The sequence below is a fragment of the Rhizobium sp. 10PS4 genome (assembly GCF_032464805.1).
Classification (GTDB): Bacteria; Pseudomonadota; Alphaproteobacteria; order Rhizobiales; family Rhizobiaceae; genus Rhizobium; species Rhizobium laguerreae.
In genome coordinates this window covers 106,644-133,626 of the sequence record NZ_JAWDIW010000017.1, presented here as the reverse complement: position 1 = coordinate 133,626, position 26,983 = coordinate 106,644, and the positions used below count along the sequence as shown (strand labels likewise).

At 62.1% G+C, this 26,983-nt stretch carries 29 protein-coding genes; 15 read left to right on the top strand and 14 right to left on the bottom strand.

Annotated elements, in window-relative coordinates; genetic code table 11:
- Positions 1 to 134: 134 nt before the first annotated feature.
- From ggt to RWJ89_RS28900, 8 genes are all read right to left on the bottom strand, one after another.
- Positions 135 to 1,871, bottom strand: coding sequence for a gamma-glutamyltransferase (gene ggt / locus RWJ89_RS28935; RefSeq protein WP_132612272.1), 1,737 nt, complete (start codon positions 1,869 to 1,871; stop codon positions 135 to 137).
- Between the two features lie 124 nt (positions 1,872 to 1,995).
- On the bottom strand, positions 1,996 to 2,151 hold the full coding sequence (locus RWJ89_RS28930; protein WP_165940298.1) for a hypothetical protein: 156 nt from the start codon (positions 2,149 to 2,151) through the stop codon (positions 1,996 to 1,998).
- Between the two features lie 9 nt (positions 2,152 to 2,160).
- Positions 2,161 to 3,237 (bottom strand): alpha/beta fold hydrolase, encoded by a 1,077-nt coding sequence (locus RWJ89_RS28925; RefSeq protein WP_168256356.1) that lies wholly within the window; start codon positions 3,235 to 3,237, stop codon positions 2,161 to 2,163.
- A 113-nt stretch (positions 3,238 to 3,350) separates the two neighbouring features.
- Positions 3,351 to 3,986, bottom strand: a complete 636-nt coding sequence (locus RWJ89_RS28920; RefSeq protein ID WP_316031846.1) for a hypothetical protein — start codon at positions 3,984 to 3,986, stop codon at positions 3,351 to 3,353.
- Positions 3,987 to 4,098: 112 nt separating this feature from the next.
- Positions 4,099 to 4,224, bottom strand: coding sequence for a type B 50S ribosomal protein L36 (gene ykgO, locus RWJ89_RS28915; protein ID WP_003542835.1), 126 nt, complete (start codon positions 4,222 to 4,224; stop codon positions 4,099 to 4,101).
- A 163-nt stretch (positions 4,225 to 4,387) separates the two neighbouring features.
- A complete protein-coding gene (locus tag RWJ89_RS28910; RefSeq protein ID WP_131665539.1) occupies positions 4,388 to 5,464 on the bottom strand; it encodes a 5-(carboxyamino)imidazole ribonucleotide synthase in 1,077 nt (358 codons plus the stop codon).
- Entirely contained in the window at positions 5,461 to 5,955 is a 495-nt protein-coding gene (purE, locus tag RWJ89_RS28905; protein ID WP_011653459.1) for a 5-(carboxyamino)imidazole ribonucleotide mutase, read from the bottom strand. Before purE ends, RWJ89_RS28910 begins: the two co-directional genes overlap by 4 nt.
- Positions 5,956 to 5,973: 18 nt before the next feature.
- The gene (locus tag RWJ89_RS28900; RefSeq protein WP_003542832.1) at positions 5,974 to 6,177 is read right to left on the bottom strand and encodes a YdcH family protein; all 204 of its coding nucleotides are present in this window, start codon (positions 6,175 to 6,177) and stop codon (positions 5,974 to 5,976) included.
- 229 nt (positions 6,178 to 6,406) lie between these two features.
- Here RWJ89_RS28900 and RWJ89_RS28895 point away from each other — a divergent pair, with 229 nt between their 5' ends.
- Positions 6,407 to 6,580: a YdcH family protein gene (locus tag RWJ89_RS28895; protein WP_003542831.1), complete on the top strand. Its 174-nt coding sequence runs from the start codon at positions 6,407 to 6,409 to the stop codon at positions 6,578 to 6,580.
- A gap of 206 nt (positions 6,581 to 6,786) precedes the next feature.
- Here RWJ89_RS28895 and RWJ89_RS28890 read toward each other — a convergent pair whose 3' ends face one another.
- Complete coding sequence (locus RWJ89_RS28890) at positions 6,787 to 7,047, bottom strand: ArsR/SmtB family transcription factor (RefSeq protein WP_003552646.1); 261 nt, start codon at positions 7,045 to 7,047, stop codon at positions 6,787 to 6,789.
- 152 nt (positions 7,048 to 7,199) lie between these two features.
- Positions 7,200 to 7,964 carry a sulfite exporter TauE/SafE family protein gene (locus RWJ89_RS28885; RefSeq protein ID WP_131665538.1) on the bottom strand — a complete coding sequence of 255 codons (765 nt, stop codon included), beginning with the start codon at positions 7,962 to 7,964 and terminating at the stop codon, positions 7,200 to 7,202.
- A 105-nt stretch (positions 7,965 to 8,069) separates the two neighbouring features.
- On the opposite strand from RWJ89_RS28885, the gene RWJ89_RS28880 reads away from it, so the two are divergent.
- Together RWJ89_RS28880 and RWJ89_RS28875 are read left to right on the top strand one after the other, a co-directional pair.
- Entirely contained in the window at positions 8,070 to 8,723 is a 654-nt protein-coding gene (locus tag RWJ89_RS28880) for a thiamine phosphate synthase (RefSeq protein WP_131665537.1), read from the top strand.
- 10 nt (positions 8,724 to 8,733) lie between these two features.
- Positions 8,734 to 9,816 carry a tetratricopeptide repeat protein gene (locus RWJ89_RS28875; RefSeq protein ID WP_077979535.1) on the top strand — a complete coding sequence of 361 codons (1,083 nt, stop codon included), beginning with the start codon at positions 8,734 to 8,736 and terminating at the stop codon, positions 9,814 to 9,816.
- A 135-nt stretch (positions 9,817 to 9,951) separates the two neighbouring features.
- On the opposite strand, the gene RWJ89_RS28870 is transcribed toward RWJ89_RS28875, so the two are convergent.
- Complete coding sequence (locus RWJ89_RS28870) at positions 9,952 to 11,694, bottom strand: chemotaxis protein (protein ID WP_316031845.1); 1,743 nt, start codon at positions 11,692 to 11,694, stop codon at positions 9,952 to 9,954.
- A gap of 342 nt (positions 11,695 to 12,036) precedes the next feature.
- On the opposite strand from RWJ89_RS28870, the gene RWJ89_RS28865 reads away from it, so the two are divergent.
- The 12 genes from RWJ89_RS28865 (at position 12,037) to RWJ89_RS28810 (ending at position 24,775) form a co-directional block, all read left to right on the top strand.
- Positions 12,037 to 12,366 (top strand): STAS domain-containing protein, encoded by a 330-nt coding sequence (locus RWJ89_RS28865; RefSeq protein ID WP_077979537.1) that lies wholly within the window; start codon positions 12,037 to 12,039, stop codon positions 12,364 to 12,366.
- Positions 12,363 to 12,731 carry a response regulator gene (locus RWJ89_RS28860; protein ID WP_003552634.1) on the top strand — a complete coding sequence of 123 codons (369 nt, stop codon included), beginning with the start codon at positions 12,363 to 12,365 and terminating at the stop codon, positions 12,729 to 12,731. Before RWJ89_RS28865 ends, RWJ89_RS28860 begins: the two co-directional genes overlap by 4 nt.
- Positions 12,728 to 14,776: a chemotaxis protein CheA gene (locus RWJ89_RS28855; protein ID WP_316031844.1), complete on the top strand. Its 2,049-nt coding sequence runs from the start codon at positions 12,728 to 12,730 to the stop codon at positions 14,774 to 14,776. Before RWJ89_RS28860 ends, RWJ89_RS28855 begins: the two co-directional genes overlap by 4 nt.
- Positions 14,773 to 15,285 (top strand): chemotaxis protein CheW, encoded by a 513-nt coding sequence (locus tag RWJ89_RS28850; protein WP_316031843.1) that lies wholly within the window; start codon positions 14,773 to 14,775, stop codon positions 15,283 to 15,285. The genes RWJ89_RS28855 and RWJ89_RS28850 overlap by 4 nt, the downstream gene beginning before the upstream one ends.
- 31 nt (positions 15,286 to 15,316) lie before the next feature.
- A complete protein-coding gene (locus tag RWJ89_RS28845; protein WP_168284266.1) occupies positions 15,317 to 17,008 on the top strand; it encodes a methyl-accepting chemotaxis protein in 1,692 nt (563 codons plus the stop codon).
- A 170-nt stretch (positions 17,009 to 17,178) separates the two neighbouring features.
- On the top strand, positions 17,179 to 18,996 hold the full coding sequence (locus RWJ89_RS28840) for a methyl-accepting chemotaxis protein (RefSeq protein ID WP_168284265.1): 1,818 nt from the start codon (positions 17,179 to 17,181) through the stop codon (positions 18,994 to 18,996).
- Positions 18,993 to 19,475, top strand: a complete 483-nt coding sequence (locus tag RWJ89_RS28835) for a chemotaxis protein CheW (RefSeq protein WP_316031842.1) — start codon at positions 18,993 to 18,995, stop codon at positions 19,473 to 19,475. The genes RWJ89_RS28840 and RWJ89_RS28835 overlap by 4 nt, the downstream gene beginning before the upstream one ends.
- 30 nt (positions 19,476 to 19,505) lie before the next feature.
- On the top strand, positions 19,506 to 20,363 hold the full coding sequence (locus tag RWJ89_RS28830; protein WP_316031841.1) for a CheR family methyltransferase: 858 nt from the start codon (positions 19,506 to 19,508) through the stop codon (positions 20,361 to 20,363).
- 61 nt (positions 20,364 to 20,424) lie between these two features.
- On the top strand, positions 20,425 to 21,522 hold the full coding sequence (locus RWJ89_RS28825) for a protein-glutamate methylesterase/protein-glutamine glutaminase (protein ID WP_168284264.1): 1,098 nt from the start codon (positions 20,425 to 20,427) through the stop codon (positions 21,520 to 21,522).
- A gap of 201 nt (positions 21,523 to 21,723) precedes the next feature.
- Positions 21,724 to 22,524: an inositol monophosphatase family protein gene (locus tag RWJ89_RS28820; protein WP_029871935.1), complete on the top strand. Its 801-nt coding sequence runs from the start codon at positions 21,724 to 21,726 to the stop codon at positions 22,522 to 22,524.
- Positions 22,525 to 22,636: 112 nt separating this feature from the next.
- Positions 22,637 to 23,740, top strand: coding sequence for a MotA/TolQ/ExbB proton channel family protein (locus RWJ89_RS28815; protein ID WP_077979543.1), 1,104 nt, complete (start codon positions 22,637 to 22,639; stop codon positions 23,738 to 23,740).
- Between the two features lie 3 nt (positions 23,741 to 23,743).
- The gene (locus tag RWJ89_RS28810) at positions 23,744 to 24,775 is read left to right on the top strand and encodes a peptidoglycan -binding protein (RefSeq protein WP_131665530.1); all 1,032 of its coding nucleotides are present in this window, start codon (positions 23,744 to 23,746) and stop codon (positions 24,773 to 24,775) included.
- On the opposite strand, the gene RWJ89_RS28805 is transcribed toward RWJ89_RS28810, so the two are convergent.
- The 3 genes from RWJ89_RS28805 to RWJ89_RS28795 form a co-directional block, all read right to left on the bottom strand.
- On the bottom strand, positions 24,776 to 26,026 hold the full coding sequence (locus RWJ89_RS28805) for an RNA polymerase sigma factor (protein ID WP_316029545.1): 1,251 nt from the start codon (positions 26,024 to 26,026) through the stop codon (positions 24,776 to 24,778). It lies immediately after the preceding gene.
- 7 nt (positions 26,027 to 26,033) lie between these two features.
- A complete protein-coding gene (locus RWJ89_RS28800; protein WP_168284261.1) occupies positions 26,034 to 26,372 on the bottom strand; it encodes a YciI family protein in 339 nt (112 codons plus the stop codon).
- 273 nt (positions 26,373 to 26,645) lie between these two features.
- Entirely contained in the window at positions 26,646 to 26,834 is a 189-nt protein-coding gene (locus RWJ89_RS28795; protein WP_003542808.1) for a YegP family protein, read from the bottom strand.
- Between the last annotated feature and the right edge of the window lie 149 nt (positions 26,835 to 26,983).

Genomic DNA, 26,983 nt, shown 5'->3' with positions numbered 1-26,983 from the left:
GGTTCGCCCATGCATAGGGCGCGGCAGGCCAATTGTGAACGGCGACTTTGTCACGGTAACATGAATGGTGCCACCGCTGCTTCTCGAGCCGCGTTGCGCTTCCGCCGACCGTTTGATCAGGCGATCCCGAAGCGTCAGTAGCCGCTTGCAGACCCTTCCGTTGCGCGGCTGTCCATGGCGCCGTTATACCGGGCGCCGCCGCCCTTAGCGATGGCGGCAAGGCTCTTGCCGCCGACGAGGATGCCGGCGGCCTGGCCCCATTGCGGCGTGTCATTGCCGCCATCGAAACTGTAGCCCATGGCGGCGAGTGTCTTTTCCGTATCCGGCGAAAGTGCATAAGGTTCGAGAAAGACCTTGTCGGGCTGCCATTGGTGGTGGAGACGCGGGGCGTTGACCGCCTGACTGATATCCATGCCGAAATCGACGACATTGAGGATTGCTTCCAGCGTTATCGTAATAATGCGCGAGCCGCCGGGGCTGCCGATGACCATGAAAGGCTTGCCGTCCCGGGTAACGATCGTCGGGCTCATCGAGGAGAGCGGCGTCTTCTTCGGGGCGATGGCATTGGCCTCGCCCTGCACCAGTCCGTAGAGGTTCGGCACGCCGGGCTTGGAGGTGAAATCGTCCATCTCGTTGTTGAGCAGCACACCGGTGCCGGGCGCTACGACCGCGGCACCGAAGGAGCCATTCAGTGTATAGGTGACGGCGACCGCATTGCCCTCGTCGTCGATGATCGAATAATGCGTGGTCTCGGTGCTTTCCTTGCCGCCGAGCGGCTTCAGGTTCGCCGAGGTGCCGGCCTTGTAAGGGTCGATCTTGGCGGCGATCTCCAAAGCATACTTCTTGTCGAGCAGCTTTGTGATCGGGTTCTCAACGAAATCGGGATCGCCGAGTGCAGCATTGCGGTCGACATAGGCATAGCGCATCGCCTCGACCATGATGTGCACGGTTTCGGCCGAGTTATAGCCGAGATAGGAAAGCGGATATCCTTCCAGAACGTTGAGGATCTCGCAGATGATGACGCCGCCGGAAGACGGCGGCGGCGAGGAGATGATGTCGTAGCCGCGGTAATTGCACTCGATCGGCTTCAGCTCGCGCACGGCATATTGCTCAAAATCCTCCTTGGCGAGGATGCCGCCCTTGGCCTGGCTCGCCTTGACGATCGCCTCGGCGGGTGCCGACTTGTAGAAGGCGTCGGGACCTTTTTCGGAAATGCCTGCAAGGACTGTGGCAAGATCCGGCTGCTGGAGTTTTTCGCCTGATGCATAAGGTTTGCCGTCCGCTTTCAGGAAGATCTTTGCCGCGGCTTCATCTTTGGCGAGGCGCTTGGCGTAGGCGGCGAAACTTGCGGCGTCGCCCTGTTCCAGCGTGAAGCCTTCCCTGGCGAAGCGGAGCGCCGGCGCGATCAGTTCTTCGCGCGACTTGCTGCCGTATTTCTCGCGCGCGGTCTCGAAGCCCATGACGGAGCCGGGTACGCCGACGGCAAGATAACCGTCGAGGCTGGCACGCGGCACGATATCGCCCTTGGCGTCGAGATACATGGTCTTGGTGGCGGCAAGCGGCGCGCGTTCGCGGAAATCGAGGAAGGTCTTAGTGCCATCCTTCAGGCGGATGGTCATGAAGCCGCCGCCGCCAAGATTGCCGGCCGAGGGATAGACGACCGCCAGCGCGTAACCGACGGCGACCGCTGCATCGACAGCGTTGCCGCCACCTTTCAGCACCTCGACGCCGACATCGGTCGCCAGATGTTGGGCGGTGACGACCATGCCGTGTTCGGCTTCGACGGGCGCAGGCGAGGCGGCAAAAGCCGAGGTCAGGCTCAGCGACAATGCTGATATGACGGAGATCATCCCGATATGCAGACGGCCCATGATTTCCCCTCCTATGGACATGATGGAAAAACATATGGGACTGCCTGGGCCCGAGGCAATGCAAGGGGTTGGCTTTAAAGCATGTCATGCAAACTTATGCAGCGGTTTGCGACAACGACATGCGTCAAAACAAAACCCAAAGCGTCAGCAGTTCGGCGAGTTTCCGGTTGGTGTCGGCGTTATCGAGCGGCGTATCGAGATGAGCTTTATCTTCGCCGGCTGGGTTGGCGTCAGGCCGCCGGTCGAAGGACATGCGGCCCTGGGCCGCATAGTTATACAATTCAACGTGCTACAGGATCCTTTGTGCGTCGGAAAAGACACGCGGCGCTGCAGGCGCCAGCGACGGCGCGGTTGCGACCGTCCGATCGCGTGAGGTGGCGGCAAGCCTCTCTTCGGCCTTGCGGGCGATCGCCTGCAGGTCGCGCGGCTTACCTGATATCTTCTCCATGGCGGCGACGGCGACATCGGTTGCGAGGTAATCCGGCTTGTGGCCGACGCCGCTGACGGTAATGAGCTCGGAGCCTGATATATCGCGGGCAAGGCCGCGCGAATGCAGGTGTTCCCAAACGATCTCGTCGCGGTCGCCCGTTATGATGACGGTCGGCGCGGTGATCTGCGAATAAAGCAGCGACTGCTCCTTCACATAGTCGAGCAGTCTTTTGAAATCGGCGGCATTGTTGTGGAAGGCGCTGGGACGCAGCACCAGCGACGGACCTGTTTTTTCGATGTAGTCGGCCGGGCGAGGATTGGGACGGAAGACATTCAGCGTGCCGCGCTCCAGCCGGCTGAGCCCAAGCGGCACGACGATCGCATGGTTGAAGAGCCAACCGACGATCGGCACGGTCGCCACATGATAGTACCAGTCGATGCCGCCCGGCCAGGGATGGGTGGCGGGCGCGAGGAAGAGCAGGCCGGCAGTCTTGTCAGGATGGCGCAGGCCAAAGGCGGCGGTGATCGCGCCGCCGAAGGAATGGCCGATGATGATCGCCTTCTCGATGCCGCGCTTCTCCATCAGTCTGGCGATCGCATCGGCCTGGCCGGAGGGGACGGCGTTCTCAGGGCCGCCGCGTTCGGAATAGCCATGACCGGGGCGATCGACGAAGAGCATTTCCGCCCGGCCTTCGAGTGCGGCGCGGAAGGCAACGACCTGATCGAGCAGATTGCCGCTGGCGCCGTGAATGAAGACCAGCGCCGGCAGATCCGCATTTTCGGGACGCGCGACGTGGACGGCATTCATGCAGTAACCGCCGACATCCGTCAGTTCGCCAATATTCGGATAGGCGTGTTCGAATTGCCGCGCCTTATAAGTGGAATAACCGATGGCTGCGGCGAGCGGGGCGAGAAGAGCGGAAACTTCTGCAAGCATGATCTCAACGAGCGATAATTGCGGGACGTCCTGCGGCGGACAACCGCCACATCGTTCCCTCTCTATTCTAAAATTGTGCAGCGTGATCCGACGTCAAGATCGCTGACCGGGAATCAGATGCGGTTGCCGGCAAGTTTTTCCGCAAGCGTGTTGGCCTGTTCCTGGGCGGTGCGTTCGGCGGGATAGATATCGAGAAAACGCTCCCACGCCTTCAAGGTCAGCTGGTCGTTGCCGGAATTGCTGAGGATCGCCGCCATGCCGGAGAGAGCGCCGAAATGGCGCGGCTCGAGATCGAGCACACGTTCGATATCGGACATCGACTTGCGATAATTTCCCATGACGAAATTCAGCGTGGCGCGGCGGTTCCAGCTTTCGGCATAATCGGGCTTCAGCGCGATCGCCTCATCGAGGAAATCGAGGGCCGCGGGATTGCGCTTTTCCTCGATCGCCTTGTCGGCCCACTGCATCAGCAGATTGACGGTGGCGCTACCGGAATCGTTCCATTCCATGCGGATTTCATTGGCGATGCCGCTGGCCTTTTCGGGATCGCGTTCACGCTTCAATTGGCTGAAGAGCTGGTCGAGGTGCTGCTTCGGCGAATTGTTAGTATCCGCCTGCTCGACGATGACGTCCTTTTTCGCCGCGGCGGCCGGCTTTTCCGCGGCGGTCGCCGGAAAGGAGGAGGTGAGCAGAATGAGGGCGAGCGGCAGCGCCGCTGATGTCAAAGCAAAAAAGCGCATGGCGGACATATTAGCCCGCCAGCGCCGAAGATCAAACAAATTTGACGTGATCACCGCAGCGACCCACCGGATATATCTGCCGGCGCAAGCTCACGCGGCAGGGCGATCCGGACGCGCGAAATCAGCCCTGACGAGCCTTGAAGCGCGGGTTCAGCTTGTTGATGATGTACATGCGGCCCTTGCGGCGAACCAGACGGTTGTCACGGTGACGAGCCTTGAGCGACTTGAGCGAATTCTTGATCTTCATTTTTCTGATCCGCGATCTCTATGGGGGAATTCACATTCGCCCGTATCTTTAACAATCAAAAGCGCGCCATCGGGCGCGCTGTTTAGGTGGGGAGCAGATACCCCGTCACCTTTTCCGTGTCAACCACATGAAGGTGTTTTTCCCAAGGCGCAGGGGTGTTTTCTCAGGCCAAAACCGGCGATTTCGGCGTCAGGGTGGTGACATGGCCCATCTTGCGGCCGGGGCGCCACTCGGTCTTGCCATAGAGATGAACCAGCGTATCGGGGCGCCGCAGCCAGTCGGGAACGGCAAGGATATCGTCGCCGATCAGGTTCTGCATGACGCAGTCGGAATGGCGCTCGGCATTGCCGAGCGGCAGGCCGGCGACGGCGCGGATATGCTGCTCGAACTGGCTGACGACGCAGGCGGCTTCCGTCCAGTGACCGGAGTTGTGGACACGCGGCGCCATCTCGTTGGCGACCAGACCGCCATCGGCAAGCACGAAGAATTCGATGCCGATGACGCCGACATAGTTCAATGCAGCAAGGATTTTCTCGGCCGATTGCCGCGCGGCGTCCGCCGCCGGCGCAGAGATCGCAGCGGGAACCGTCGAGGTGTGGAGAATGCCGTTGCGGTGCACATTCTCGGCGGGATCGAAGCAGACGACCGTACCGTCGGTGGCGCGAGCGGCGATGATCGAGACCTCACGCTCGAAGGCGACGAAGCTTTCGAGGATGAGCGGCACGCCGCCAAGTGCTGCATAGGCGCCATCCGGGCTGTCTGCGGTCGAGCGGAAAACCTTCTGGCCCTTGCCGTCATAACCGAGACGGCGGGTCTTCAGCACGCCCTGGCCGCCGAAATCCTTCAGTGCCGTCTCGAGGTCGGTTTGGCTGTCGATCGTGTGGAAGCGGGCAGTTGATATGCCGCAGCCATTGAGAAAGCGCTTTTCGACGAGGCGGTCCTGAGCTGCTTCCAGCGCCTTCGGCGGCGGATAGACGGACACACTCACCGAGAGCGTTTCGGCGGCTACGACGGGCACGTTCTCGAATTCGTATGTGACGACGTCGCAGATATCGGCGAGTTCGGTCAGTGCCGCCGGATCGTCATAGGCGGCGGTAATCTGCCGGTTGGCGAGCTGGGCGGCCGGACAGTCCGCCTGCGGCTCGAGGATGACCGTGCGAAAATTCAACCTGGCGGCGGCAATGGCCAGCATGCGGCCGAGTTGGCCGCCGCCGATAATGCCGATCGTTCTCGCCGTCATAGATCGTCCATCGGGTATTCGGCGACGGCAGCACTCTGGCGCTCGCGCCATTCGTCGAGCCGGTCGGCGATTTCTTCGTCGGAAAGGGCAAGCACGGCGGCGGCGAGAAGGGCGGCGTTGACCGCGCCGGCCTTGCCGATGGCAAGCGTACCGACAGGAATACCGGCCGGCATCTGCACAATGGAAAGGAGGCTGTCCTGGCCGGACAGGGCTTTTGACTGGACCGGTACGCCGAAGACCGGCAGCGGCGTCATCGCGGCGGTCATACCCGGCAGGTGGGCGGCGCCGCCGGCGCCGGCGATGATGACCTTGAAGCCCTCCGCACGTGCGCCCTTGGCGAAATTGACCAGCCGGTCGACTGTGCGGTGCGCCGAAATGATGCGCGCGTCATAGGGAATTTCCAGCGCCTCCAGCGTGTCGGCGGCGTTTTTCATGGTCTCCCAGTCGGACTGGCTGCCCATGATGATGGCGACGGGTGGTCTGTCTGTCATCGTTGCTGCTATTCCCTCTCAGGCGATGATGTCAGGGATGATCTGATCTTCCAGCTTGGAGAGCCTGTCCTTGATAACGAGCTTTTTCTTTTTCATGCGCTGGATCCGCAGAGCATCGCATCCGGTCTGAATCATGGCGTTGATCGCGGCGTCGAAATCCTCGTGCTCCTGGCGCAGGCGCGCCACTATGAGCCTGATTTCCGCCTGTTCCTGATCGGCCATATACATTCCCCGTTTATCGTCCTTGGACCTTGTCCGATCTGGCGATGATTTCCGCAAGCTCCTATCACCAAATACAGGTAACGGCTAGTTAGTCTTGATCATGAAATTGCCATGCAGTCTTCATCTTTTGGCCTTCGACAAGCCGTCAAAAATATGTCACAGTCCCGCCCGTTGACACCTTGATCCCCGACGATGTTGGCCGGGGAGGGTAAGAGGAAGGAAGGGTCATATGACTGTTCAAGCTCATCTTGAGTCACTCCAGAAAAAGCATGTCGCTCTCGAGGAGGAGTTGCACGCGCTCAGAACATCTCCCTCTATTTCCGATACGGAACTTGCCGAATGCAAGCGCCGCAAGCTGCGCATCAAGGACGAGATTCAGCGTCTTAAGTCATCCGTCCACTAATCTTCCCAAGGGTCGCCGGGCGATCATCTTGCGCAACAAGGTAAATCCATCCATTCCACCAAAAATTTGCAAGAACCGGTGATTTGACACCATATTTGCGCCAGTCCGATGCATCCGGCATCGTGGCTGGCGCTTTTGCGTCTGTCACGTCTCACATCGCATCCTTATGATTCGCATCGTATCCCCAGATCTTACGGGAACATGCATCAGGCCCAGAACTGATCCAGCCACAAATTGAGCTTGTCGAAGCCACGGTTATTGACTGCATAGATGCGTTTGGTGCCTTCCGAGGTCACGGAAACGAGATTGCTGTCGAGAAGCGCCTTCAGGTGCTGCGAAACAGCAGGACGGCTGATCGGCAGGCCTTCGGCGAGCTCGTTGACCGTCCGTGGCGCGCGACGCAATTCCTCCAGCAGAAACCGCCGGTTCGGATCGGCAATCGCAGAGAAAGGGTCCGTGTTCGACATGGCGGGAACGCTACGTCAAACCGGCGGCACCAGCAAGGAAATTGTGCATTGCAGCGTGCTGCTGCAAAACTCCTTAATTCGAGATCGATCTAGGAATTCAAAGCGCTACAGCGTCCTTTGCGCGTCTGAAGAGACGTGCGGCGCTGGGCCTTTTACCAGCCAAGGCCCTCGCGCACGATCAGTAAGGCGGCGATCAGCGCCATTGCATACATGAAGGGGTAGAAGATCTGTGGCTTCATGCGGCGCACGCACCAGGCGCCGGCAATGGTGGCGAGCGGGGCGAAGGGCAGAAGCGTTGCCGAGGTCGCAAGATTCTGGGTGCCGAGCTGGCCGAGCGCGAAATAGGGGATCAGCTTGATGGCGTTGAGGATCGCGAAGAAGCGCACGCTGGTGCCGGTATATTCGCGTGGCTGCAATTTGAGCGGCAGGGCATAGATCTGGAACGGCGCGCCGCCGGCATGGGCGACGAAGCTGCCGTAACCGGAAAATGTGCCCCAGAGGCTGGCGGCCACCGGCCGCTGGTTGCGCGGCGGGATCACCTTGCCGGCGCCCGGGCCAAAATTGCTCCAGAAATAGCGCAGGCAGAAGAGGATGGTCACCGCGCCGATGACGATGCGCAGCATGTTGCCCGGAACCAGCGCCGAGGTTGCCCAGCCCAGCGCGATGCCGAAGACGGCGCCCGGCAGCATGATCTTCAGCGTCGTCCAGTCGCCATGCTTGCGCCAGATGACAAGCGAAATCATGTCCATGAAAACCAGGATCGGGAGCAGGATGGCGGCCGCCTCCACCGGCGAGACGACGAGGGCGAGGAAGGGCAAGCCGATCAGCGACAAAGCGTCGCCCATGCCGCCTTTTGCGAGGCCTACCAGCAGAACGGCGGGCACGGCGGCGTAGTAGAATGACAAATCCTGCGGCATGCTTTCGACGTCCTCCTCTTGCAAGCCTCGTCTAACGGAACTACTCACACAAGACGAGTGCGGATCCCTCATTTCCAAGGGGAATCGCAGAAACGGAAAGACCCCATGACCGAACCGGAAAACCGCTGCCGCCTTGTGCTCATCGTAGCCGATATCGCCGATGCCGATGAACAGGCAAGGATCGTCGCCGACGCGCTGAAGGGTGGTGATGTCGCCTCGGTGATCGTGCCGCAATACGGGCTCGACGACGGCACCTTCCAGAAACATGCCGAAAAGCTGGTGCCGTTGATCCAGCACGCTGGCGCCGCCGCGCTGATTGCAGGCGACAGCCGTGTCGCAGGCCGGGCGAAGGCCGACGGCCTGCACCTTTCCGGCAATGCGGAGGCCCTTTCGGAAGCGATCGACAAACATGCGCCGAAGCTGATCGTCGGCGGCGGCAACGCAGCTGACCGGCACCATGCGCTGGAGATCGGCGAAGTCAGGCCGGACTATATCTTCTTCGGCAAGCTCGACGGGGACATCAAGCCGGAGGCGCATCCGAAGAACCTGGCGCTCGGCGAATGGTGGGCCTCGATGATCGAGATCCCCTGCATCGTCATGGGCGGCACCGATCCAGCCTCGGCGCTCGCCGTCGCCGAGACCGGAGCGGAGTTCGTGGCGATGCGGCTGGCGGTTTTCGCCGAGCCCGCCCGGGCGCCGGCTATCGTTGCCGAGATCAATGCGTTGCTTGACGAAAAAGCGCCACGGTTTGAGGATTGAAATCGCGCTCATGCCGATCCCGCCCGCCCGTCTTTTGAAATATTTCCTCGCCGGTATGGCCGCCTTCCTTGCGGCCGGGCCGAATGTTGCCATGGCGCAGGTGCCGGACAGCGTCATCAGTCAGCCGGGTACGGGACCGGCTTCGACCTTCCGCACCGACCGGCCTTCCAGCCCGGGCGTGCAACCCTCCGATGGTGTCGGGGTATTCGACCGCATGGGCGCGAAGCTGCCGGACCTGCCGCCGGAGAAGGATTACAAGGGGCCGATCGACGAGGCTTACGGCGCCTTCCAGCGCGGTTATTACCTGACGGCAATGGACAAGGCGCTGCCGCGCGCCCAGCTCGGCGATCCGGCGGCGCAGACGCTGATCGGCGAAATCCTCTCGCAGGGCCTCGGCGTCAAGAAGGACGTGAAGAACGCTGCCTTTTGGTACGGCAAGGCGGCCGAAGGCGGCGACGCGGCGGCGATGTTCAAATATGCGCTGATCCTGATGGAAGGCGAGGGCGTGCCGCGTGACAAGGTCAAGGCCGACGACTACATGCACAAGGCGGCCGAGGCCGGCAATCCTTCGGCGGAATTCAACTGGGCACAGCTTCTCATCGCCGACAATCCCGGCGAAAAGGGACTGAAGCTGGCGCTGCCATTCTATGAGAAATCGGCCGAGCAGGGCATTGCCGATTCGCAATACGCCGTGGCGCAGATCTATGCGACGCTGAAGGACCTGCCGGAAGAAAAGAAGAAGCTCGCCCGCGAATGGATGGTACGCGCCGCGCGCGCCGGCTTCGACACGGCCCAGCTCGATCTCGGTATCTGGTTCGTCAACGGCGTCGGCGGGCCAAAGGATTACGTCAAGGGCTTCGAATGGCTGAAACTTGCCGCCAATGGCGGCAATGTCGCCGCGCAGAACAAGCTCGCCCATCTCTATATCAACGCGATCGGCACGGCGCCCAATCCGATCGAGGCGGCGAAGTGGTACGTGCTGTCGCGCCGGGCCGGGCTCGCCGATCCGGCGCTCGAGGATTTCTACCTCGGCATCGAGGACACCCAGCAGAAGGCGGCGATCGACGCCGCCAACAAGTTTCGGCGGCGATAGCGGCCGCTTGGCGACCCGGCCGACGAGGCGGACGGGCTCCTGCATAGTCCCTTAAATCTGAATCGATTTAGGCATCATGCGGCTACAGCATCCTTCGCGCGTCTGAAAAGACGTGCGGCACTGTAGCGGTCCAACCTAAAAAAGCGCATCGGCGAAGAGGTCTTCATCGTTTTTGGCTTTGGCGGTTTCGGCGGGAGCGGAGGTGCTGTCCTCGCTCGCCGGAATGATGCCGCGATGAATGCTGCGCTCCTGGACCATCGTATAGTGTTTGAAGATCTTGCGGTCGAGCGGTGCGATCGTCTCTGCGAGATCGGAGATATCGGCGACATCGGTGCCGACGACGCCTTCGAGCATATCGGCGCAGCCGGCAAGGACTTCCCCCAGATTATGCTGGAAATCGAGCTTGCCGATCAGCAGGCTGATCTTGGTGGCGACCTCGCGACCATTCTCGGCGAGCACCTTCAGCTCGTTTTCCATCACGTTGGCTGCAGAGCGGATGTTGCCGACGGCCGACGTCAGGCTTTCTCCGAGATTGCCGGCTCCGGCATCCGTGGCGGGGGCGACGCGCCCGGCCGCAGCTTCGAGCGCCGGCAGGCCGTTGACGATGGCGTCGGCGGAATCGTCGAGCTTGCCGGCGAAGATACGCAACTCGGCGGTGACGACGTTGATCGACCTGCCTTCCTCGCCGAGCCGGCTGCAGCGCAGGTTGGTATTCAACGCCATATAGTGAATGTCGGTCTTGACGGCGCGGATGTTGCCGATCGCTTCGGAGAGCTTGGCTGCCGTACCGATCGTCGACTGGCTCACCTGGTCGGCCTGGCGGCTTGCCGTATCGACCTGCTTGACGATTTCATGGGCGGCCGAAACGCTGGATTCCAGCGCGCGCATGAAGTTGCCGCCGGCCTCGCCACTCTGACCGCTCATCTGATCGCGCAGCTTGAGAATCTCCCGCATGTCGTGGTCGAAACTCGCGATAGTCTTGACGACGTTTTCAGACTCCCGCTGGAAATTTGCGCACATGTCGCTCATCTGCGCCGCTGTCAGATGGTGAATGACGTTCTGGAGGCGCTGGCGCGCGCCGGCGTCGAGTCTGGCGCCATCTTCGCCGGCAAAGAAATCTTCAAGCAGCGAAAAGGTAGCCTGCACATGCTCGATGCGCTGGCGGGTGATATCGCCGATCTGCAGGGCGGACAGCGTCGAGGCGACCTTGCCCTGGACGGCGCGAGCAATTGCGCCGACCTCGCGGGCGATGACGCCGAGATCCTTGCGGTGTCCGGCGATCTTGGCGGCATCATCGCGCAGGGCTCCGGCGACGGCCGGAACAGTATCGGCATAGCTCTTGGAAACACCGGCGCCAAAGGAGGCGGCGAGCTTGACCTCCTTGTCGAGACTGTCGAGGTGCGTGGCGAAACGATTGACCTCATCGGTGCCGGAATAGATGCGCTCCAGGATCTCCTGGGCGAAGCCGGCGAATTCGGCAAGGCCGGCACCGGTGATCTTCACGGTGACCGCGAAGGTTCTCAGATAACGCATCGTCTCCTGCATGTCGGCGACGTGCTTGCGCAGTTCCCTGCCGGTATGCGCCAGCGAGACCAGCGCCTGCTGCCGGTTTTCCTCGGTGACGGGCAGCGCCATCAGGCTCTCCACCGTGGCGCGGAGATCGGCGCTGGTGTCGCTCGCCTCCTTGTTATCGAGCGCCGTGGTGACACTCTCGAGCGAGTTCAACAGACGGTTGAGGACATCCATCACCGACAGCAACACGGTGCCGCCTTCGAGGAAACGTTCCTCGACCTCGCTACGAGCAGATTCCAAGGTCTGGCTGATGTCCCGCCCTGACGTGTAGGCTACAGCGTTCGATGGTGCCAGAGCGTATGCCAATTTTATACCTTTTCTCAAAATACAGGCAATTCGACTCTATTTTTACGAGCAGGATGGAAACGTCCGGTAAACGCGCCGGGACTCGCCAGCGTTGTGATTAACGAAAGATGTCGATGGGGTGCCGGTGAAAGCGTCACTGTCGCGCGGGGTAGTTCAACATGCTGTTTTTACTTTATTTATTTCTAAATTTTGAGGAAAAAATATAACTTATCCCGGATGAGAATTGGGAGTCGCGGAACGCGCTATACGGCAGTTTCCTACAACCGCTGTTTACTCTGCATTAACGCTGCCGTGAGAGTCCTTTTAGGGTCATCAAGTATTTCCCTGGCCCAGGAGGCTGCATTGGATACTCAAAAACAATATTACGAATCTATAATTTTGCCGGACGTGCTCAATATTCGCAACATTCCCGAACTATATTCAAAGGTTACTGATGAATTTCGCAGCAATGATACAATCATCGTCAGCATTCCCGAAGGCGCGGAAGCGGATCTGAGTTTCGTTCAACTCATCGAATCCTCGCGCCGCCAAGCAAAAGCCAAGGGAAAGACGTTCAAACTTTCTTCGCCAGCCAGCGGCTCTGTCCTGAAGGTACTTGAACGCGCAGGTTTCATCGAATCCTTCGATCACGAAGACGCAAATTTCTGGTTGCATAAAGAGGTGACGTTATGAGTGCAAATATCCTGACTGTCGACGATTCCGCCAGCATCCGTCTGACCACCAAGGTCACGCTGACCAATGCCGGCTATAGCGTCACCGAGGCGGTCAACGGGGCAGAGGGCCTGGCGACGGCTAAGGGAAGCAGCTTCGATCTGATCGTGACCGATCTCAACATGCCTGTCATGGACGGGCTGACGATGATCGAGGAACTGCGCAAGCTGCCGGCGCAGGCCGGTGTTCCGATCATCTTCCTGACGACGGAATCGGACGCCGATCTCAAGGCGCGTGCCAAGGCCGCCGGCGCCACAGGCTGGCTGACCAAGCCGTTCGACCCGGAAAGCCTGGTGAAGATCGTGAAGAAGGTTCTCGGACGATGAGTACGCTCGATCCGGTTGCCGTATTCCGCACCGAAGCCGCCGAATGCCTCGAAGCGATCGAGGCCGGTCTTCTCGACCTGACCCACCAGCTCGACAACAAGGATCTCGTCGACGCCGTGTTCCGCGGCCTCCACACGCTCAAGGGCTCCGGCGCGATGTTCGGTTTCGAGGCGCTTGCCGCCTTCACCCATCATTGCGAAACGGCCTTCGACCGTGTCCGCAAGGGCGAGGTCGCGGCGACCAGCGAACTCGTCGCCGCCGTTCTCGCCGCCCAGGACCACATGCGGGCCCTGGTCGACCAGCCGGACGCCGATCACGGCGATATCGGGCATAAACTTCTGGCGCAGCTGCAAGCTGCCGTCGGCGGCAAGGAAGCAGCGCCGGCCGCTGTTTCCGTACCCGCAGCCGTGCGCGACGCAGCGGCGAAGAAGAAGAAGAACAGCTGGCGCGTCCGCTTCAGCCTGCCCGCCAATTCGATGGCCAACGGCACCAACCCGCTCGGCCTGCTGGACGAGCTGCGCGATCTCGGCGAATGCACCGTGCGCGCCGACACCTCGGCCATTCCGCCCCTCGACGCGCTGGCTCCGACGGAACTCCACATTTCCTGGGACGTGACGCTGACCAGCGAACAGGACCGCTCGGCGATCGACGACGTCTTCATCTTCGTGCTCGATGACATGGAACTCAGCGTTGAGGAGATCGACGCGTCGGCAGCGGCAACCGCCGCTCCGGTCGAGGAAAAGGCTGCACCTGCGCCTATCGCCGCGGCATCGGCGGCGCCCGTTCAGCCGGCCGCCGTCCCGGAGTTCCGTCCTGTGGAGGCGGTTCCGGCCAAGCGCGAGGCGCCTGCCGCCGTCAGCCAGGCGAAGGCGGCCGAGAATGTCCGCGTTCCGGCCGAACGTCTCGACGAACTGATGGACCGCGTCGGAGAGCTCGTCATCGCGCAATCGCGCCTCAGCCAGCTCGCGAGCGCCAGCGCCGACATCGCACTGCGCTCCGTCTCGGAAGAAATCGAACGTCTCTCCGGCGAATTGCGCGACACGATGATGGTGCTGCGCATGGTGCCGGTCGCCACCCTCTTCTCCCGTTTCCGCCGCCTCGTTCACGATCTCGCTCGCGAAACCGGCAAGGTGATCGAGCTGGTGACGGAGGGCGAGAGCACCGAAGTCGACAAAACCGTCATTGAGCGTCTGGCCGATCCGCTGGTGCATCTGGTGCGCAACTCAATCGATCACGGCCTCGAAACGCCGGCTGACCGGCTTGCTTCCGGCAAGAGCGAAGCCGGTACGGTGACGCTTTCTGCCCGTCAGGTCGGCGGCGAGGTGATCATCTCGATCAAGGACGACGGCCGCGGCATCAATCGCGAACGCGTTCGCGCCAAGGCGGAATCCTCCGGCCTCATTCAGCCCGGCCAGCCGCTTTCCGACTCCGAGCTGCTGCAATTGATCTTTGCTCCCGGCTTCTCGACGGCGGCGGCGATCACTAATCTGTCCGGCCGCGGCGTCGGCATGGACGTCGTCAAGAAGACGGTCGAAGCGCTCCGCGGTGCGATCGATATCGCCAGCGTCCCGGGGCAGGGTTCGGAGGTATCCCTGCGCATCCCGCTGACGCTCGCCATTATCGACGGCCTGCTGGTACGCGTCGGCTCCGGCCGCTACGTCATTCCGCTCTCGGCGGTCGAGGAATGCCTCGAACTGTCGCTCGAGGAAGATCTCCGCTCGCGCGGTCGCAGCTTCATCTCGCTGCGCGACAGCCTGGTGCCGTTCCTGCGCCTGCGCGATCTCTTCCGCACCGGCACCAAGCCCGACGTGCACCAGAAGGTCGTCGTCATCTCGACCGGCACGGAGCGTGTCGGCCTCGTCGTCGACCAGATCATCGGCGACCACCAGACTGTCATCAAGTCGATGTCGAAACTGCACAACAACGTCGCGACCTTCTCGGGCGCGACCATTCTCGGCGACGGCAGCGTCGCCCTCATTCTCGACGTCGGGCACCTGGTTGCCGCGGGTCAGCAACAGGAGGCGCAATTGCGGGTGGCAGGATGAGCGCAACAGCAGCAACAGCCAAACGATTCGACAATCACTGGAGCTATGCCGAGGAAGTCGAGGTCCTGACCTTCGATCTCAACGGCGAAACCTTCGCGCTGGAAGCGGTCATCGTCCAGGAAATCCTGGACCTGCTTCCCGAGACCGCGGTGCCGGGCAGCCAGCCCTTCGTCGCCAGCGTCATCAACTTTCGCGGCAAAGTCATTCCGCTCGCCGATCTGCGTCTCGCCTTCGGGATGGAAGCAGCAGAGGCGACGATCGACAGTCGCTTCATCGTCATCGAAATCGATCTGCAGGGCGAGCAGACACTCGTCGGCCTCAGGACCGACAAAGTGAACGAGGTGACGACGCTTGCAAAGTCCGCCAGCGAGGCGCCACCGAGCGTCGGCATGCGCTGGCGCGCCGATTACATCAACTGCCTGGTGAAGAGGGGCGGAGAATTCATCATTCTCCCCAATCTGCAGGCGATCTTTTCATCGAGGCAAGATGCGGCGGGAGCCGTCAATTGACGCTGGATGAATTTAACGAGGGGTTTTGACGATGCGACTGACAATCAAGACGAAACTGGTGACCGCGTTCACCTTCATCATTCTGATGCTCGTAGGCACCGCCGCTTACGGTATCTTCAGCCTTGGATCGCTGAACGAGACGATCGATAAGCTTCTCTCCGGTCCGGCAGCCCGCCTCGATCTCGCGCAGCAGATCAACATTGCCCAGCTTGAGGAGATCCGCCAGCAGAAGAACCTGCTCGCCGCCCGCACCGCGGACGAGACGGCCGGCGCAGTCGCCAAGGGCGATCAGGCCCGCAAGGACCTCAACGACGCCTTCAGCCAGGTGTTGGAGCTGGCCACGGAAGAGGGCAAGGCGCGCTGGGCGCGTATCGCCGAACTTTCCAAGACCTTCACGGCAGCCGACGATCAGATCCGCGAATATATGAAGGCCGGCAATGCCGAGGGCGCGAATGCCATCTCCATGACGACGGCTCGGGTCGCTGCCAACGACATCGACTCGACGCTCAGCGAAATCCTGGCACTTGAAAAGCAGCGCATGAAGGCAGCCGACGACGGCGCCGAAGCGCAGTACACGACGACGCGCACAATGATGGTTGCGGTCGCCGCCGTTGCCCTGCTGATTGCTGCCTTCACCGCGTTCTGGATCGCCAGCACGATCAGCAAAGGCCTCAGCCGTGCAAACACCGTGGTTCGCGAAGTGTCGGAAGGCGATCTGACGAAGATGGCCGATATCACCAGCCATGACGAAATCGGTGAACTTCTGGGCAACGTCAATACCATGATCGAACGCCTGCGCGGCGTCGTCGCCGACGCGTTGTCGGCCGCCGACAATGTCTCTTCCGGCAGCCAGGAACTTTCGGCGAGTTCGGAACAGGTATCGCAGGGCGCCACCGAACAGGCCGCTTCGGCGGAGGAGGCTTCTGCCTCGATGGAGCAGATGGCCGCCAACATCAAGCAGAACGCCGATAACGCTGCCCAGACCGAGAAGATCGCCCGCCAGTCGGCCAAGGACGCGGAAGCCAGCGGTGAAGCGGTGACGCGTGCAGTCGACGCGATGCGCACGATTGCCCAGAAGATCGGCATTGTCCAGGAAATCGCCCGCCAGACCGATCTCTTGGCGCTCAACGCTGCCGTCGAAGCTGCTCGTGCCGGCGAACATGGCAAGGGTTTTGCGGTCGTCGCCTCGGAAGTGCGCAAGCTTGCCGAACGCAGCCAGTCGGCAGCTGCCGAAATCAGCTCGATGTCGAGCGATACGGTCAAGGCCGCAGCCGATGCCGGCGACATGCTCGGCCGCCTGGTGCCCGACATCCGCAAGACGGCGGAGCTGGTCTCCGAGATCAGCGCTGCCTGCCGCGAACAGGATATCGGCGCCTCGCAGATCAACGAGGCGATCCAGCAGCTCGACAAGGTGACGCAGCAGAATGCCGGCGCCTCCGAGCAGATGTCGGCAACCTCGGAAGAGCTCGCTGCCCAGGCCGAGGAGCTGCAGACGTCGATCGCCTTCTTCAAGGTCGATATGGCGGGCGGGCGCCGCGAGCGCGCGCCGGCTGCAAAACTCACCGTCCGCAGCCCCGCTCCGGCCGCAGCGCGCAAACCTGCCGGCAAGACGGCTCCCGCCAACAGCGTCGCGGGCCAGCAGGCCCGCGCGAAGGGGTTTGCCCTCGACATGTCGATGGGAGGGCCGGATACGGCCGATGATGATTTCCGGGAAAGCGCATAAGCGCTTACCGGCAGGCAGGCATTGGGGCCGCGACAACAGCGGCCCCGTTATGGCCGGTGCATGGACGCGCCGGGACACACCGGCTCGGCCGGTTACGCATGAAGCGTTTTCACGGCGGCACAATGTGTCAATTCGCGGGATATCCGCTGCAGTCCTAAAGGGGTTTTGGAATGCGCTTCACGATCAAACTCAAACTGAGCCTGGTGTTCGGTTTCATCGTTCTCCTGACCTGTGCCATGGCCGGTCTCTCGATCTACAATCTCTCGTCGCTGAACAGCGAGATCTCGATCATGGTTGCCGGTCCGGTCGCCAATCTGCGTGATTCCGGCGATCTCTCCGATGCCGTGATGCGCTCGATCCGCGCCGAAAAGGATGCGATCATCAACACCGATCCGACCAAGATCGCCGGTTATGTCGATGAGATCTCGCAGCAGCGCGAGCAGATCAAGACATTGCAGGCTCGCCTTGCTGCTTCGGAAGACCCTGATATCAGGAATGGCATGGGTCAGTTCGGCGATCTCTACGGCAAGTGGACAGCGCTGCAGGATCGCGTCGCCGGTCTCGCCGCGCAGAACACGACGGAGTCCAACACTCAGGCCGGCGCCATCTCGATGGGCGAAGGCCAGCAGGTGACGACCCAGCTTCTCGGCATCCTCACCAAGTTGAACGACACGGTGACCGGCAATGTCACCGAAACCGATGCCGCCACCAACGATCAATATGCCCAGTCGCGCAATCTGCTTGTCATGATGACGATCGGTTTGATCATCGTCTCGTCGGCGGCCGCAATCTGGATCCTGCTCAACATTTCGCGCGGCCTAAAGCGGGCCGTCAACCTTGCCGATGCCGTCAGCATCGGCGATCTCGAACAGAACATCGAGCACAAGAGCAACGACGAAATCCGCGATCTCGTCCATTCGATGAGCCGGATGACGGCGAACTTGCGCACCACCGCAACGATCGCCAACCAGATCTCGAACGGCGACCTGACTGTCTCTCCGAAGCCCCTTTCGGAGAAGGATATGCTCGGCATCGCGCTGGAGCAGATGGTCGAGCGCCTGCGCGGCGTCGTCGCCGATGCGATCTCAGCTGCCGAAAACGTCTCGGCCGGCAGCCAGGAACTGTCCTCGAGCTCCGAGCAGGTGTCGCAGGGCGCCACGGAACAGGCCGCGTCCGCCGAAGAAGCATCCGCCTCGATGGAAGAGATGGCCTCCAACATCAAGCAGAACGCAGATAACGCCGCCCAGACCGAGAAGATCGCCCGCCAGTCGGCCAAGGATGCCGAAGCGAGCGGCGAAGCCGTCTCCCGCGCCGTCGATGCGATGCGCACGATCGCCCAGAAGATCGGCATCGTCCAGGAGATCGCCCGCCAGACAGACCTTCTTGCCCTCAATGCCGCCGTGGAAGCGGCACGTGCCGGCGAGCACGGCAAGGGCTTCGCGGTCGTTGCCTCCGAGGTGCGCAAGCTTGCCGAGCGCAGCCAGTCGGCGGCTGCGGAAATCGGCGCGATGTCCGGTGATACTGTCAAAGCCGCCCAGGAAGCGGGCGACATGCTCGGCCGCCTAGTGCCCGACATCCGCAAGACGGCGGAGTTGGTCTCCGAGATCAGCGCTGCCTGCCGCGAACAGGATATCGGCGCCTCGCAGATCAACGAAGCGATCCAGCAGCTCGACAAGGTGACGCAGCAGAATGCCGGCGCCTCCGAGCAGATGTCCGCAACCTCGGAAGAGCTCGCCTCCCAGGCCGAGGAATTGCAGACGTCGATCGCCTTCTTCAAGGTCGATATGGCGGGCGGCCGCCGTGACCGCACGCCAGCTGCCAGGATGACGGTGCGCAGTCCGGCTCCGGCCACCGCCCGCAAGCCGGGGGCCAAAAAACCAGCCGCCAACAGCGTCGCCGGTCAGCAGGCGCGGGCGAAAGGCTTCGCTCTCGATCTCTCCATGGGCGGTCCCGATGATGGGGACGCCGAATTCAAGGAAAGCGCATGATCATGGCCACGACCTCCCTGGAAGCGCAATTCGTGACCTTCAGCCTCGGCGAGGAGATCTTCGCCGTGCCGGTTGAGGTGGTGCGGGAAATCCTCGACTATGCGGAGGCCTTCAAGATTCCGAATGGTCCTGACTATTTGCTCGGTCTGCGCGACGTGCGCGGGCAGGGCGTGCCGACGATCGATCTTCGCTTGAAGCTCGGCATGACGAAGACCGTGCCGACGCCGCATACGCGGGTGCTCGTCCTCGACGTGCCGATGGAAAGCCGGCTTCTGACCCTCGGCCTCGTCGCCGACCGGGTCTTCGAGGTCACGCCGTTCCGGCGCGAGCAGATTGAGGCGGCGCCCGATATCGGCGTGCGCTGGCGCTCGGACTATATCGCCGGCGTCTTTCGCCGTGAACACGGCTTCGTCGTCATCATCGATCTTGCACGCTTGCTGTCGCGCGAGGACGCCTCGGTACTGCAATCGGCGGCCTGATCCGCGCATCAATTCGGAGTACTGCATTCTATGAGTATGGCAGCAGCGGTGGAAACCCAATTGCCGGGCGACCGGATCAGCAAGCGCAATTTCGACAAGCTTGCCCGGTTCATCTACGACTATAGCGGCATCAAGATGCCGCCGACCAAGCTGACGATGCTCGAAGGGCGGCTGAGGCGCCGCCTTCGCGCAACCAACCACGCGACCTTCGACGACTATTGCGACTTCCTGTTCAATGAGGATGGCCTCGCCCAGGAAACCGTCTACCTGATCGACGTGGTGACGACCAACAAGACCGACTTCTTCCGCGAAGCCAAGCATTTCGACTATCTGCAGAGCGTGGCGTTGCCGGCGATCGCCAATAGCGGCGTGCGGACCATCCGCACCTGGAGTGCGGCCTGCTCGACGGGGGCGGAACCCTACACGATGGCGATGGTGCTGGCGGAATTCGCCGAATGCCGCAACGACGTCTCCTACAGTGTACTGGCGACCGATCTTTCCACCGACGTGCTGCAGACGGCGCGCCGCGGCATCTATCCGGAAGACTTGATCGCACCCGTGCCGCGCGATCTGCAGCGCAAATACGTGCTGACGGCCAAGCAGCCGGGTCGGCGGGAGGTGCGCATTACGCCGAAACTGCGCAGCAAGATCGGTTTTGCCCGCATGAACCTGATGGACGAGAAATATCCGATCGGTGAACCGATGCACGTCATCTTCTGCCGCAACGTGCTAATCTACTTCGACAAGCAGACCCAGGCCGGTGTGCTCAACCGCCTCTGCGCCTGCCTGGCCAAGGGCGGCTACATGTTCATCGGTCACTCCGAATCGATCACCGGCTTCGATCTGCCGTTGAAGCAGGTCTCGAATACGGTGTTTCAGCGTATCTAAAGCGCATCGCGTCATCCCAAAACCGCTGCGCACTTCTGGACGGCATGCATTAGGGGCACTCATGGCTAAGAAAATCCGCGTTCTCATCATCGACGATTCCGCCAGCATCCGCCAGACGCTGACCCATGTGCTGGAGCAGGATCCCGATATCGAGATCATGGCGGTCGCATCCGACCCCTTCATGGCGGCGCGGAAGTTGCAGGAAGAGATCCCCGATGTCATCACGCTCGATGTGGAGATGCCGCGCATGGATGGCATCACCTTCCTGCGCAAGCTGATGTCGCAGCGGCCGATCCCCGTCGTGATGTGTTCGTCGCTGACGGAAGCGGGTTCGGAAACGCTGCTCCAGGCGCTGGAGGCAGGTGCCGTCGACGTCATCCTGAAATCGAAGATCGGCGCCGCCGACAGCCTTTCCGACGATGCGATGCGCATTCGCGAAGTCGTCAAGAGCGCCTCGCATGCACGGCTTTCCAACGTCCGCCGCGCCGCCGGAACCATTCGCTCCGCCTCAGTGGAAGGGCCGGCCAAGAAGCTGACGGCCGATGTGATGCTGCCGCCACCGACGGGGCGGGCCATGGCGAAGACGACCGAGATGGTCGTCTGCGTCGGCGCCTCCACCGGCGGCACCGAAGCACTGCGCGAGTTCCTGGAGGAACTACCCGCCAATGCACCTGGCATGGTGATCGTTCAGCATATGCCGGAGAAATTCACCGCCGCGTTCGCCAAGCGGCTGAACGGGCTCTGCGAGGTCGAGGTCAAGGAAGCCGTCGATGGCAATCCGGTGCTGCGCGGTCATGTGCTGATCGCGCCAGGCGACAAGCACATGCTGCTCGAGCGCCAGGGTGCGCGCTACTATGTGAGCGTCAAGACCGGGCCGCTGGTGTCTCGACACCGGCCTTCCGTCGACGTGCTCTTCCGCTCGGCGGCGCGCTCGGCCGGCTCGAACGCCATGGGGATCATCATGACCGGCATGGGCGACGACGGCGCGCGCGGCATGCTGGAAATGCACCAGGCCGGCGCCTACACGGTGGCGCAGGACGAGGCGAGTTCCGTTGTTTTCGGCATGCCGAAGGAGGCGATCGCCAAGGGCGGCGTCGACCGTATTCTGCCGCTCGATCAGATCGCTCGCGAAGTGCTGATAACGCAGCAGAAGTTCTGAGATCGATTTCGATGAAACGGAGCAATGTCGCCGGTTTCCGGCACCGCAGGGCAGCCATGCACGCCTCCCCTTGAAATTTCCCTGATTTTGTGGTCTTGAGGCCGCCAATCTTTGCAGCGCTGCCTGTCATGCATGTTCAGGGACACTTCCCGCCCCTGGCAGCGCGCGCGCCCCGTATCAGTCCCAAGGAAAAATGCGCCGATGGCCCGTTCAGCTCTTCTCAATGTCATGGTTCAGGCTGCCCTCAAGGCAGGAAAGTCGCTGGGACGTGATTTCGGCGAAGTGCAGAACCTGCAGGTTTCCGTGAAGGGACCGGGCGACTTCGTTTCCACCGCCGATCGCAAGGCCGAAAAGATCGTCAAGGAAGAGCTGCTCAAGGCGCGTCCGACCTATGGCTTCCTCGGCGAGGAAAGCGAGGAAATCAAGGGCACCGACGGCGCGCATCGCTGGATCGTCGACCCGCTCGACGGCACGACGAACTTTTTGCATGGCATCCCGGCCTTCGCTGTCTCGATCGCGCTCGAACGCAATGGCGAGATCGTTGCAGCCGTCGTCTTCAATCCGGCGACCGACGAACTCTATACCGCCGAGCGCGGCGGCGGCGCCTTCCTTAACGACCGGCGCCTGCGCGTCGCCGCGCGCCGGGCGCTGTCGGATTGCGTCATCGGCTGCGGCGTGCCGGCGCTCGGCAAGCGCAATCACGGCAAGTTCCTGGTCGAGCTTCGCCACGTGATGGGCGAAGTGGCGGGCATCCGGCGCCTGGGCTCGCCGACCCTCGACCTCGCCTATGTCGCGGCCGGACGTTTCGACGGTTTCTGGGAGGCCGAGCTTGCGCCGTGGGACATGGCGGCCGGCATCCTGCTCATCCGCGAAGCCGGCGGTTTCGCCACCGACTGGGACGGTGGCGCAACGATGCTGGAGAGCGGCACAATCGTCGCCGGCAACGAGATTATCCACAAGGCGCTGATCGAAGTCGTCAAGCGGCCGGTTCCCGCCAAGTGACCGAACGAAAATCTGGCTGTTGTAAAGTCACGGTTTTCTCCCCGGCATACTTCAATTCGGCACAATGTTGTTCTAGTCTCCGCCAGCAGGGAATCCGGAGGCTGCGTAACCTATGGAAAATGTGAATGTGGCGGAGATCGGCTCCACCGAAAAGACGGCGGGCACTTATGCCTACAGGCTTTCGAGCCCCATGCCCTTCCTCTGGACGATGCTGCTTTTCCTCGTCATCGTCGGTTTTATCGCCGCCATCCTCTTCCGGCAGACGCAGACCGCCTTCATGCACAATCCGGGCCTCAACGGCCTGATCCTCGGCGTTCTCGCGGTCGGAATCATTCTTGTTTTCAATCATGTACTGGCGCTTCGACCCGAGGTGCGCTGGTTTAATTCCTTCCGCGCCGCCGGCAGCGCCGACAAGGTCAACCGCAATCCGCGGCTGCTTGCGCCAATGCGGGCGCTGCTCGGCAGCCGCAAGTCCTCACTGGCACTGTCGACGACAGCGCTGCGTTCGATTCTCGATTCGATCGCCACCCGCCTCGACGAATCGCGCGACGTTTCGCGCTACCTGATCGGCCTCTTGGTCTTCCTCGGCCTGCTCGGCACGTTCTGGGGCCTCATCGGCACGATCGGTTCGATCAGCATTGTCATCCAGTCCCTCGATGCCGGCTCGAACGGTACTGGAGACGTGCTCTCGGCGCTGAAGGAAGGGCTTTCCACGCCGCTTTCGGGCATGGGCCAGGCCTTCTCCTCCTCGCTGCTCGGCCTTTCCGGTTCGCTCATTCTCGGCTTTCTCGACCTGCAGGCGGGCCGCGCGCAGAACCGCTTCTACATGGAACTGGAAAACTGGCTGTCCTCGGTCACGGATGTCGGCTCCGATCTTGCGCCGGCTCTCGACGCCGTTGCCGGCGCTTCCTCGGACGACATGCGCGCGCTCTCCGATTATCTGCGTAAGGTCTCCGAAGAGGGCGGCGCCGGCAGCCAGCGCTCCGTCGCCGCCATGGCAAGCCTTGCCGAAGGCATTCAGGGCCTCGTCAAGAACATGCGCAACGAGCAGCAGATGCTGCGCGACTGGATCGAGGCGCAGCAGGACGAGGCCAAGGCGATGCGTCGCACGCTCGACCGGCTTGCCGAACGCATCGGCGTGCAGGAGCGCGGCGGCGAGAGGGGCGAGCGCTTGCGCGACCGCGCCAGCCAGGCAGAAAAGAGCGAGGGCAAGTAAGCCATGGCTCTTGCCCGCAACCGGCGCCGCGAACGCACGGTGGATTACTGGCCGGGTTTCGTCGACGCACTGTCGACGCTGCTCATTTCCATCATGTTCCTGCTGACGGTCTTTGTCGTCGGGCAATTCATCCTCAGCCGCGAGATTAGCGGACGCGATGAGGTGCTCAGTCGTCTCAACAGCCAGATCAACGAGCTGACTCAGCTTCTCGCGCTCGAAAAGGGCAGCAACCAGGATCTCCAGGATTCGGTCGCCAATCTGCAGGCCTCGCTTGCCACCGCCGAAGGTGACCGGTCGCGGCTGCAGGCGCTGCTGAATGCCGGTTCGGGTGGTCAAGATGCGGCGCAGAAGCGGATCGGCTCGATGACGCAGGAGCTCGACGAGCAGAAGCAGGTGAGCGAGCGGGCGCTCAGCCAAGTCGAACTGCTGAACCAGCAGATCGCAGCGCTTCGCAGCCAGATTGCCGCCGTCGAAGCAGCCCTTCAGGCCTCGGAGGAGAAAGATCGAGTCTCGCAGACCAAGATCGCCGATCTCGGCAGCCGCCTCAATGTGGCGCTCGCCGCGCGCGTTCAAGAGTTGAACCGCTACCGTTCCGACTTCTTCGGCCGGTTGCGTGAGATCCTTTCGGACCGCGAGAATATCCGCATCGTCGGCGATCGGTTCGTCTTCCAGTCGGAGGTGCTGTTTCCCTCGGGCGGTGCCGATCTCAACCCGGAGGGGCAGACCGAGATGGCGAAGCTTGCTACCGCCCTTCTCGATCTCGCCAAGGAAATTCCGCCCGAGATCAACTGGGTGCTGCGCGTCGATGGCCATACCGACAATGTGCCGCTTGGCGGAACGGGCCGCTATCGCGACAATTGGGAACTCTCCTCGGCGCGCGCGATTTCGGTTGTGAAATTCCTGATCGCACAGGGCGTGCCGGCCGACCGGCTGGTTGCCGCAGGCTTCGGCGAATTCCAGCCGATCGCGCCTGGCGATACGCCGGATGCGCGCTCTACCAACCGCCGCATCGAGCTGAAGCTGACCGAGAAATGATTAACTTGATATCGCCTGCCGCGCTTCCTTTAGTCGGCCGGTGAGAAAATCGCGCACGGCGGGGCTGTCGCTAAGGCCGATGGCTGTCATATAGGCATCGGCTGCCGCGGTATCATCGCCGGCCTGGGTCAGGAGAAAGGCACGCACCGCCCAGTAGGGCTGGTAGCTTGCGATGTCGCGCGGATCGAGCTTGTCGAGCCGCTCCAGGCCGGCAGCGGCGCTCAGGGCCCTGCCGATCACCGCAGCCTGGCTGACACGCGCACCCAGCGTCGGCTTCATCATCACCAGCGCTGCGTAGAGTGTCGTCAGCGCCTGCCAGTCGGTCGCTCCCGACAGCCGGCGCGCTGCATGCACGGATTGGATCGCCGCCTGGCACTGGAAGGGGCCGAAACGATCGAAGCCGCTGGCCTTGCGCAGCAGTGCATCCGCCTCGGCAATCATGATCGCGTTCCACGCGGCCGCGTCCTGCTCGTCCAGCGGCACATATCGGCCGCTATCGTCGCGCCGGGCGTTGCGGCGGGCTTCGCAGTGGAGCATCAGCGACAGCAGGCCGATCGCTTCCGGTTCATCCGGCAGCACCGCCAGAAGCGCGCGGCCGAGCCAGATCGCCTCGCCGGCGAGCGAATGGCGCTCTTCCTCGCCGTCGAGACCGTCCCAGCCAAGACCGTAGGCCGCGTAGATCGCCGAAAGCACCGTGGCGAGCCGCCCGGGCAAGGCGGGGCGAGGCGGAACGGCGAAGGGAATGCCGGCATCGCGGATCTTCACCTTGGCTCGCACCAGCCGCTGGCTCATTGTTTCCGGCGAAACGACGAAGGTCCGTGCGATGGTTCTCGCCTCGATGCCGAGAACGGTCTGCAGCATCAGCGCCGTATGCACGGAGCTGTCGATGGCGGGATGGGTGCAGGCGAAGAGCAGTTTGAGCCGCTCATCGGGAAAGACGGCACTGCCGGCCGCATTCATGCGTTCTTCCGCCTCCTCGAAGGCGACCGATATCGTCGTTTGTGCATTGGCCTCGACAGTGCGGTGGCGAGCAGCCTGCATGAGGTTGCGGCGGGCAGCCACCAGCAGCCAGGCTTCCGGATTGCCAGGAATGCCGCGCTCCGGCCAGACGCGAAGCGCCGAAGCCAGCGCTTCCGACAATGCATCTTCTGCCGCCGGCACGTCGCGCGAGCGGGCGGCGAGAAAGGCGATCAGTTTGCCGTAGGACTGACGCGCCACCTTTTCGGCAGCGCGTCCGGCATCGGGCGGCATGACCACCTCACATCTGCAGGCGCGGGCGCACCTCGACCGAACCCTTGTCGGAGATCGGAACCCGGGTTGCCCATTCGAGCGCAGTGTCCATGTCGGGGACGTCGATCAGATAGAAGCCGCCAAGCTGTTCCTTGCCGTCCGGATAGGGGCCGTCCTGCACATCGTGGTCCTCGCCTTTGCGGCGCACGATCGTGCCGGTCTCCGGGCCTGTCAGCCCGGCGCCGCCAGTCATGACCCCTGCCTGAGCGAGCGCCTGGCTGTAGGCGACCCAGCCGTCGCGATAGGCGGGATCGCTGCGGCGGGCGAAATCCTCGGCGGCTTCGCGAATGATGAGAGCATATTGCATGGAAAACTCCTGATCTCGTTGCTGACGTTGATCCGGGCATGCCGGCATCGGGGACCGATATCCCGAAAGCCGTGAAGCCCGGCGGAGCGGCGGAGCCGTTCCAAAACAATGAGGCGCGGCCACCGGTCTTTTCGACATGGCTTTCAAAAAAAATACGCGAAAAAGAAAAATGGCGCCGAAAATCGCAAGCAAGCGGGCCGGGCTCAAAGGCACCGGCGCTGCTTACGGGCGCGAAAGGGCAGGGCGGCAATTACGCCGCCGCTGCCGGTCTGCTCAGGATTCGGCCTTCGTCTGATCGACGATCTCGGCGCTTGGCGTGTTCTTCTTGATCGATTCGATGGCACTCATGGCGGACGCCTTGGCCTTGTAGCCCTCGGAGGAGAACATGGCTTCCCCGTTCGATGCTTTGAAGCGGAAGCGGAACTCCCCGCCCTTATCCTTATAGACTTCGAATTTATACATAGATGTCTCCCGAAATCCCAAAACGCTGAATTGCAACCATCAGCTTAGCGGAAGCTAGATCAAAATGGCGAGCTTTTCCACTGCCTTAATCAGGATTGGGTTGCTTAGCGTCCAATCGTCACCGTTTCCATTGGACGCAAGCGAATGAG

Bases quoted from the DNA above. Each gene is read 5' to 3' on its own strand.
- RWJ89_RS28835 (WP_316031842.1), top strand. From the start codon at position 18,993: ATGATCATGGCCACGACCTCCCTGGAAGCGCAATTCGTGACCTTCAGC.
- RWJ89_RS28920 (WP_316031846.1), bottom strand. From the start codon at position 3,986: ATGTCCGCCATGCGCTTTTTTGCTTTGACATCAGCGGCGCTGCCGCTC.
- RWJ89_RS28850 (WP_316031843.1), top strand. From the start codon at position 14,773: ATGAGCGCAACAGCAGCAACAGCCAAACGATTCGACAATCACTGGAGC.
- RWJ89_RS28875 (WP_077979535.1), top strand. From the start codon at position 8,734: ATGCCGATCCCGCCCGCCCGTCTTTTGAAATATTTCCTCGCCGGTATG.
- RWJ89_RS28805 (WP_316029545.1), bottom strand. From the start codon at position 26,026: ATGCCGCCCGATGCCGGACGCGCTGCCGAAAAGGTGGCGCGTCAGTCC.
- ykgO (WP_003542835.1), bottom strand. From the start codon at position 4,224: ATGAAGATCAAGAATTCGCTCAAGTCGCTCAAGGCTCGTCACCGTGAC.
- RWJ89_RS28925 (WP_168256356.1), bottom strand. From the start codon at position 3,237: ATGCTTGCAGAAGTTTCCGCTCTTCTCGCCCCGCTCGCCGCAGCCATC.
- RWJ89_RS28830 (WP_316031841.1), top strand. From the start codon at position 19,506: ATGAGTATGGCAGCAGCGGTGGAAACCCAATTGCCGGGCGACCGGATC.
- RWJ89_RS28890 (WP_003552646.1), bottom strand. From the start codon at position 7,047: ATGTCGAACACGGACCCTTTCTCTGCGATTGCCGATCCGAACCGGCGG.
- RWJ89_RS28820 (WP_029871935.1), top strand. From the start codon at position 21,724: ATGGCCCGTTCAGCTCTTCTCAATGTCATGGTTCAGGCTGCCCTCAAG.
- RWJ89_RS28815 (WP_077979543.1), top strand. From the start codon at position 22,637: ATGGAAAATGTGAATGTGGCGGAGATCGGCTCCACCGAAAAGACGGCG.
- purE (WP_011653459.1), bottom strand. From the start codon at position 5,955: ATGACAGACAGACCACCCGTCGCCATCATCATGGGCAGCCAGTCCGAC.
- RWJ89_RS28855 (WP_316031844.1), top strand. From the start codon at position 12,728: ATGAGTACGCTCGATCCGGTTGCCGTATTCCGCACCGAAGCCGCCGAA.
- RWJ89_RS28840 (WP_168284265.1), top strand. From the start codon at position 17,179: ATGCGCTTCACGATCAAACTCAAACTGAGCCTGGTGTTCGGTTTCATC.
- RWJ89_RS28900 (WP_003542832.1), bottom strand. From the start codon at position 6,177: ATGGCCGATCAGGAACAGGCGGAAATCAGGCTCATAGTGGCGCGCCTG.
- RWJ89_RS28885 (WP_131665538.1), bottom strand. From the start codon at position 7,964: ATGCCGCAGGATTTGTCATTCTACTACGCCGCCGTGCCCGCCGTTCTG.
- RWJ89_RS28800 (WP_168284261.1), bottom strand. From the start codon at position 26,372: ATGCAATATGCTCTCATCATTCGCGAAGCCGCCGAGGATTTCGCCCGC.
- RWJ89_RS28795 (WP_003542808.1), bottom strand. From the start codon at position 26,834: ATGTATAAATTCGAAGTCTATAAGGATAAGGGCGGGGAGTTCCGCTTC.
- RWJ89_RS28895 (WP_003542831.1), top strand. From the start codon at position 6,407: ATGACTGTTCAAGCTCATCTTGAGTCACTCCAGAAAAAGCATGTCGCT.
- RWJ89_RS28825 (WP_168284264.1), top strand. From the start codon at position 20,425: ATGGCTAAGAAAATCCGCGTTCTCATCATCGACGATTCCGCCAGCATC.
- ggt (WP_132612272.1), bottom strand. From the start codon at position 1,871: ATGGGCCGTCTGCATATCGGGATGATCTCCGTCATATCAGCATTGTCG.
- RWJ89_RS28910 (WP_131665539.1), bottom strand. From the start codon at position 5,464: ATGACGGCGAGAACGATCGGCATTATCGGCGGCGGCCAACTCGGCCGC.
- RWJ89_RS28845 (WP_168284266.1), top strand. From the start codon at position 15,317: ATGCGACTGACAATCAAGACGAAACTGGTGACCGCGTTCACCTTCATC.
- RWJ89_RS28860 (WP_003552634.1), top strand. From the start codon at position 12,363: ATGAGTGCAAATATCCTGACTGTCGACGATTCCGCCAGCATCCGTCTG.
- RWJ89_RS28810 (WP_131665530.1), top strand. From the start codon at position 23,744: ATGGCTCTTGCCCGCAACCGGCGCCGCGAACGCACGGTGGATTACTGG.
- RWJ89_RS28880 (WP_131665537.1), top strand. From the start codon at position 8,070: ATGACCGAACCGGAAAACCGCTGCCGCCTTGTGCTCATCGTAGCCGAT.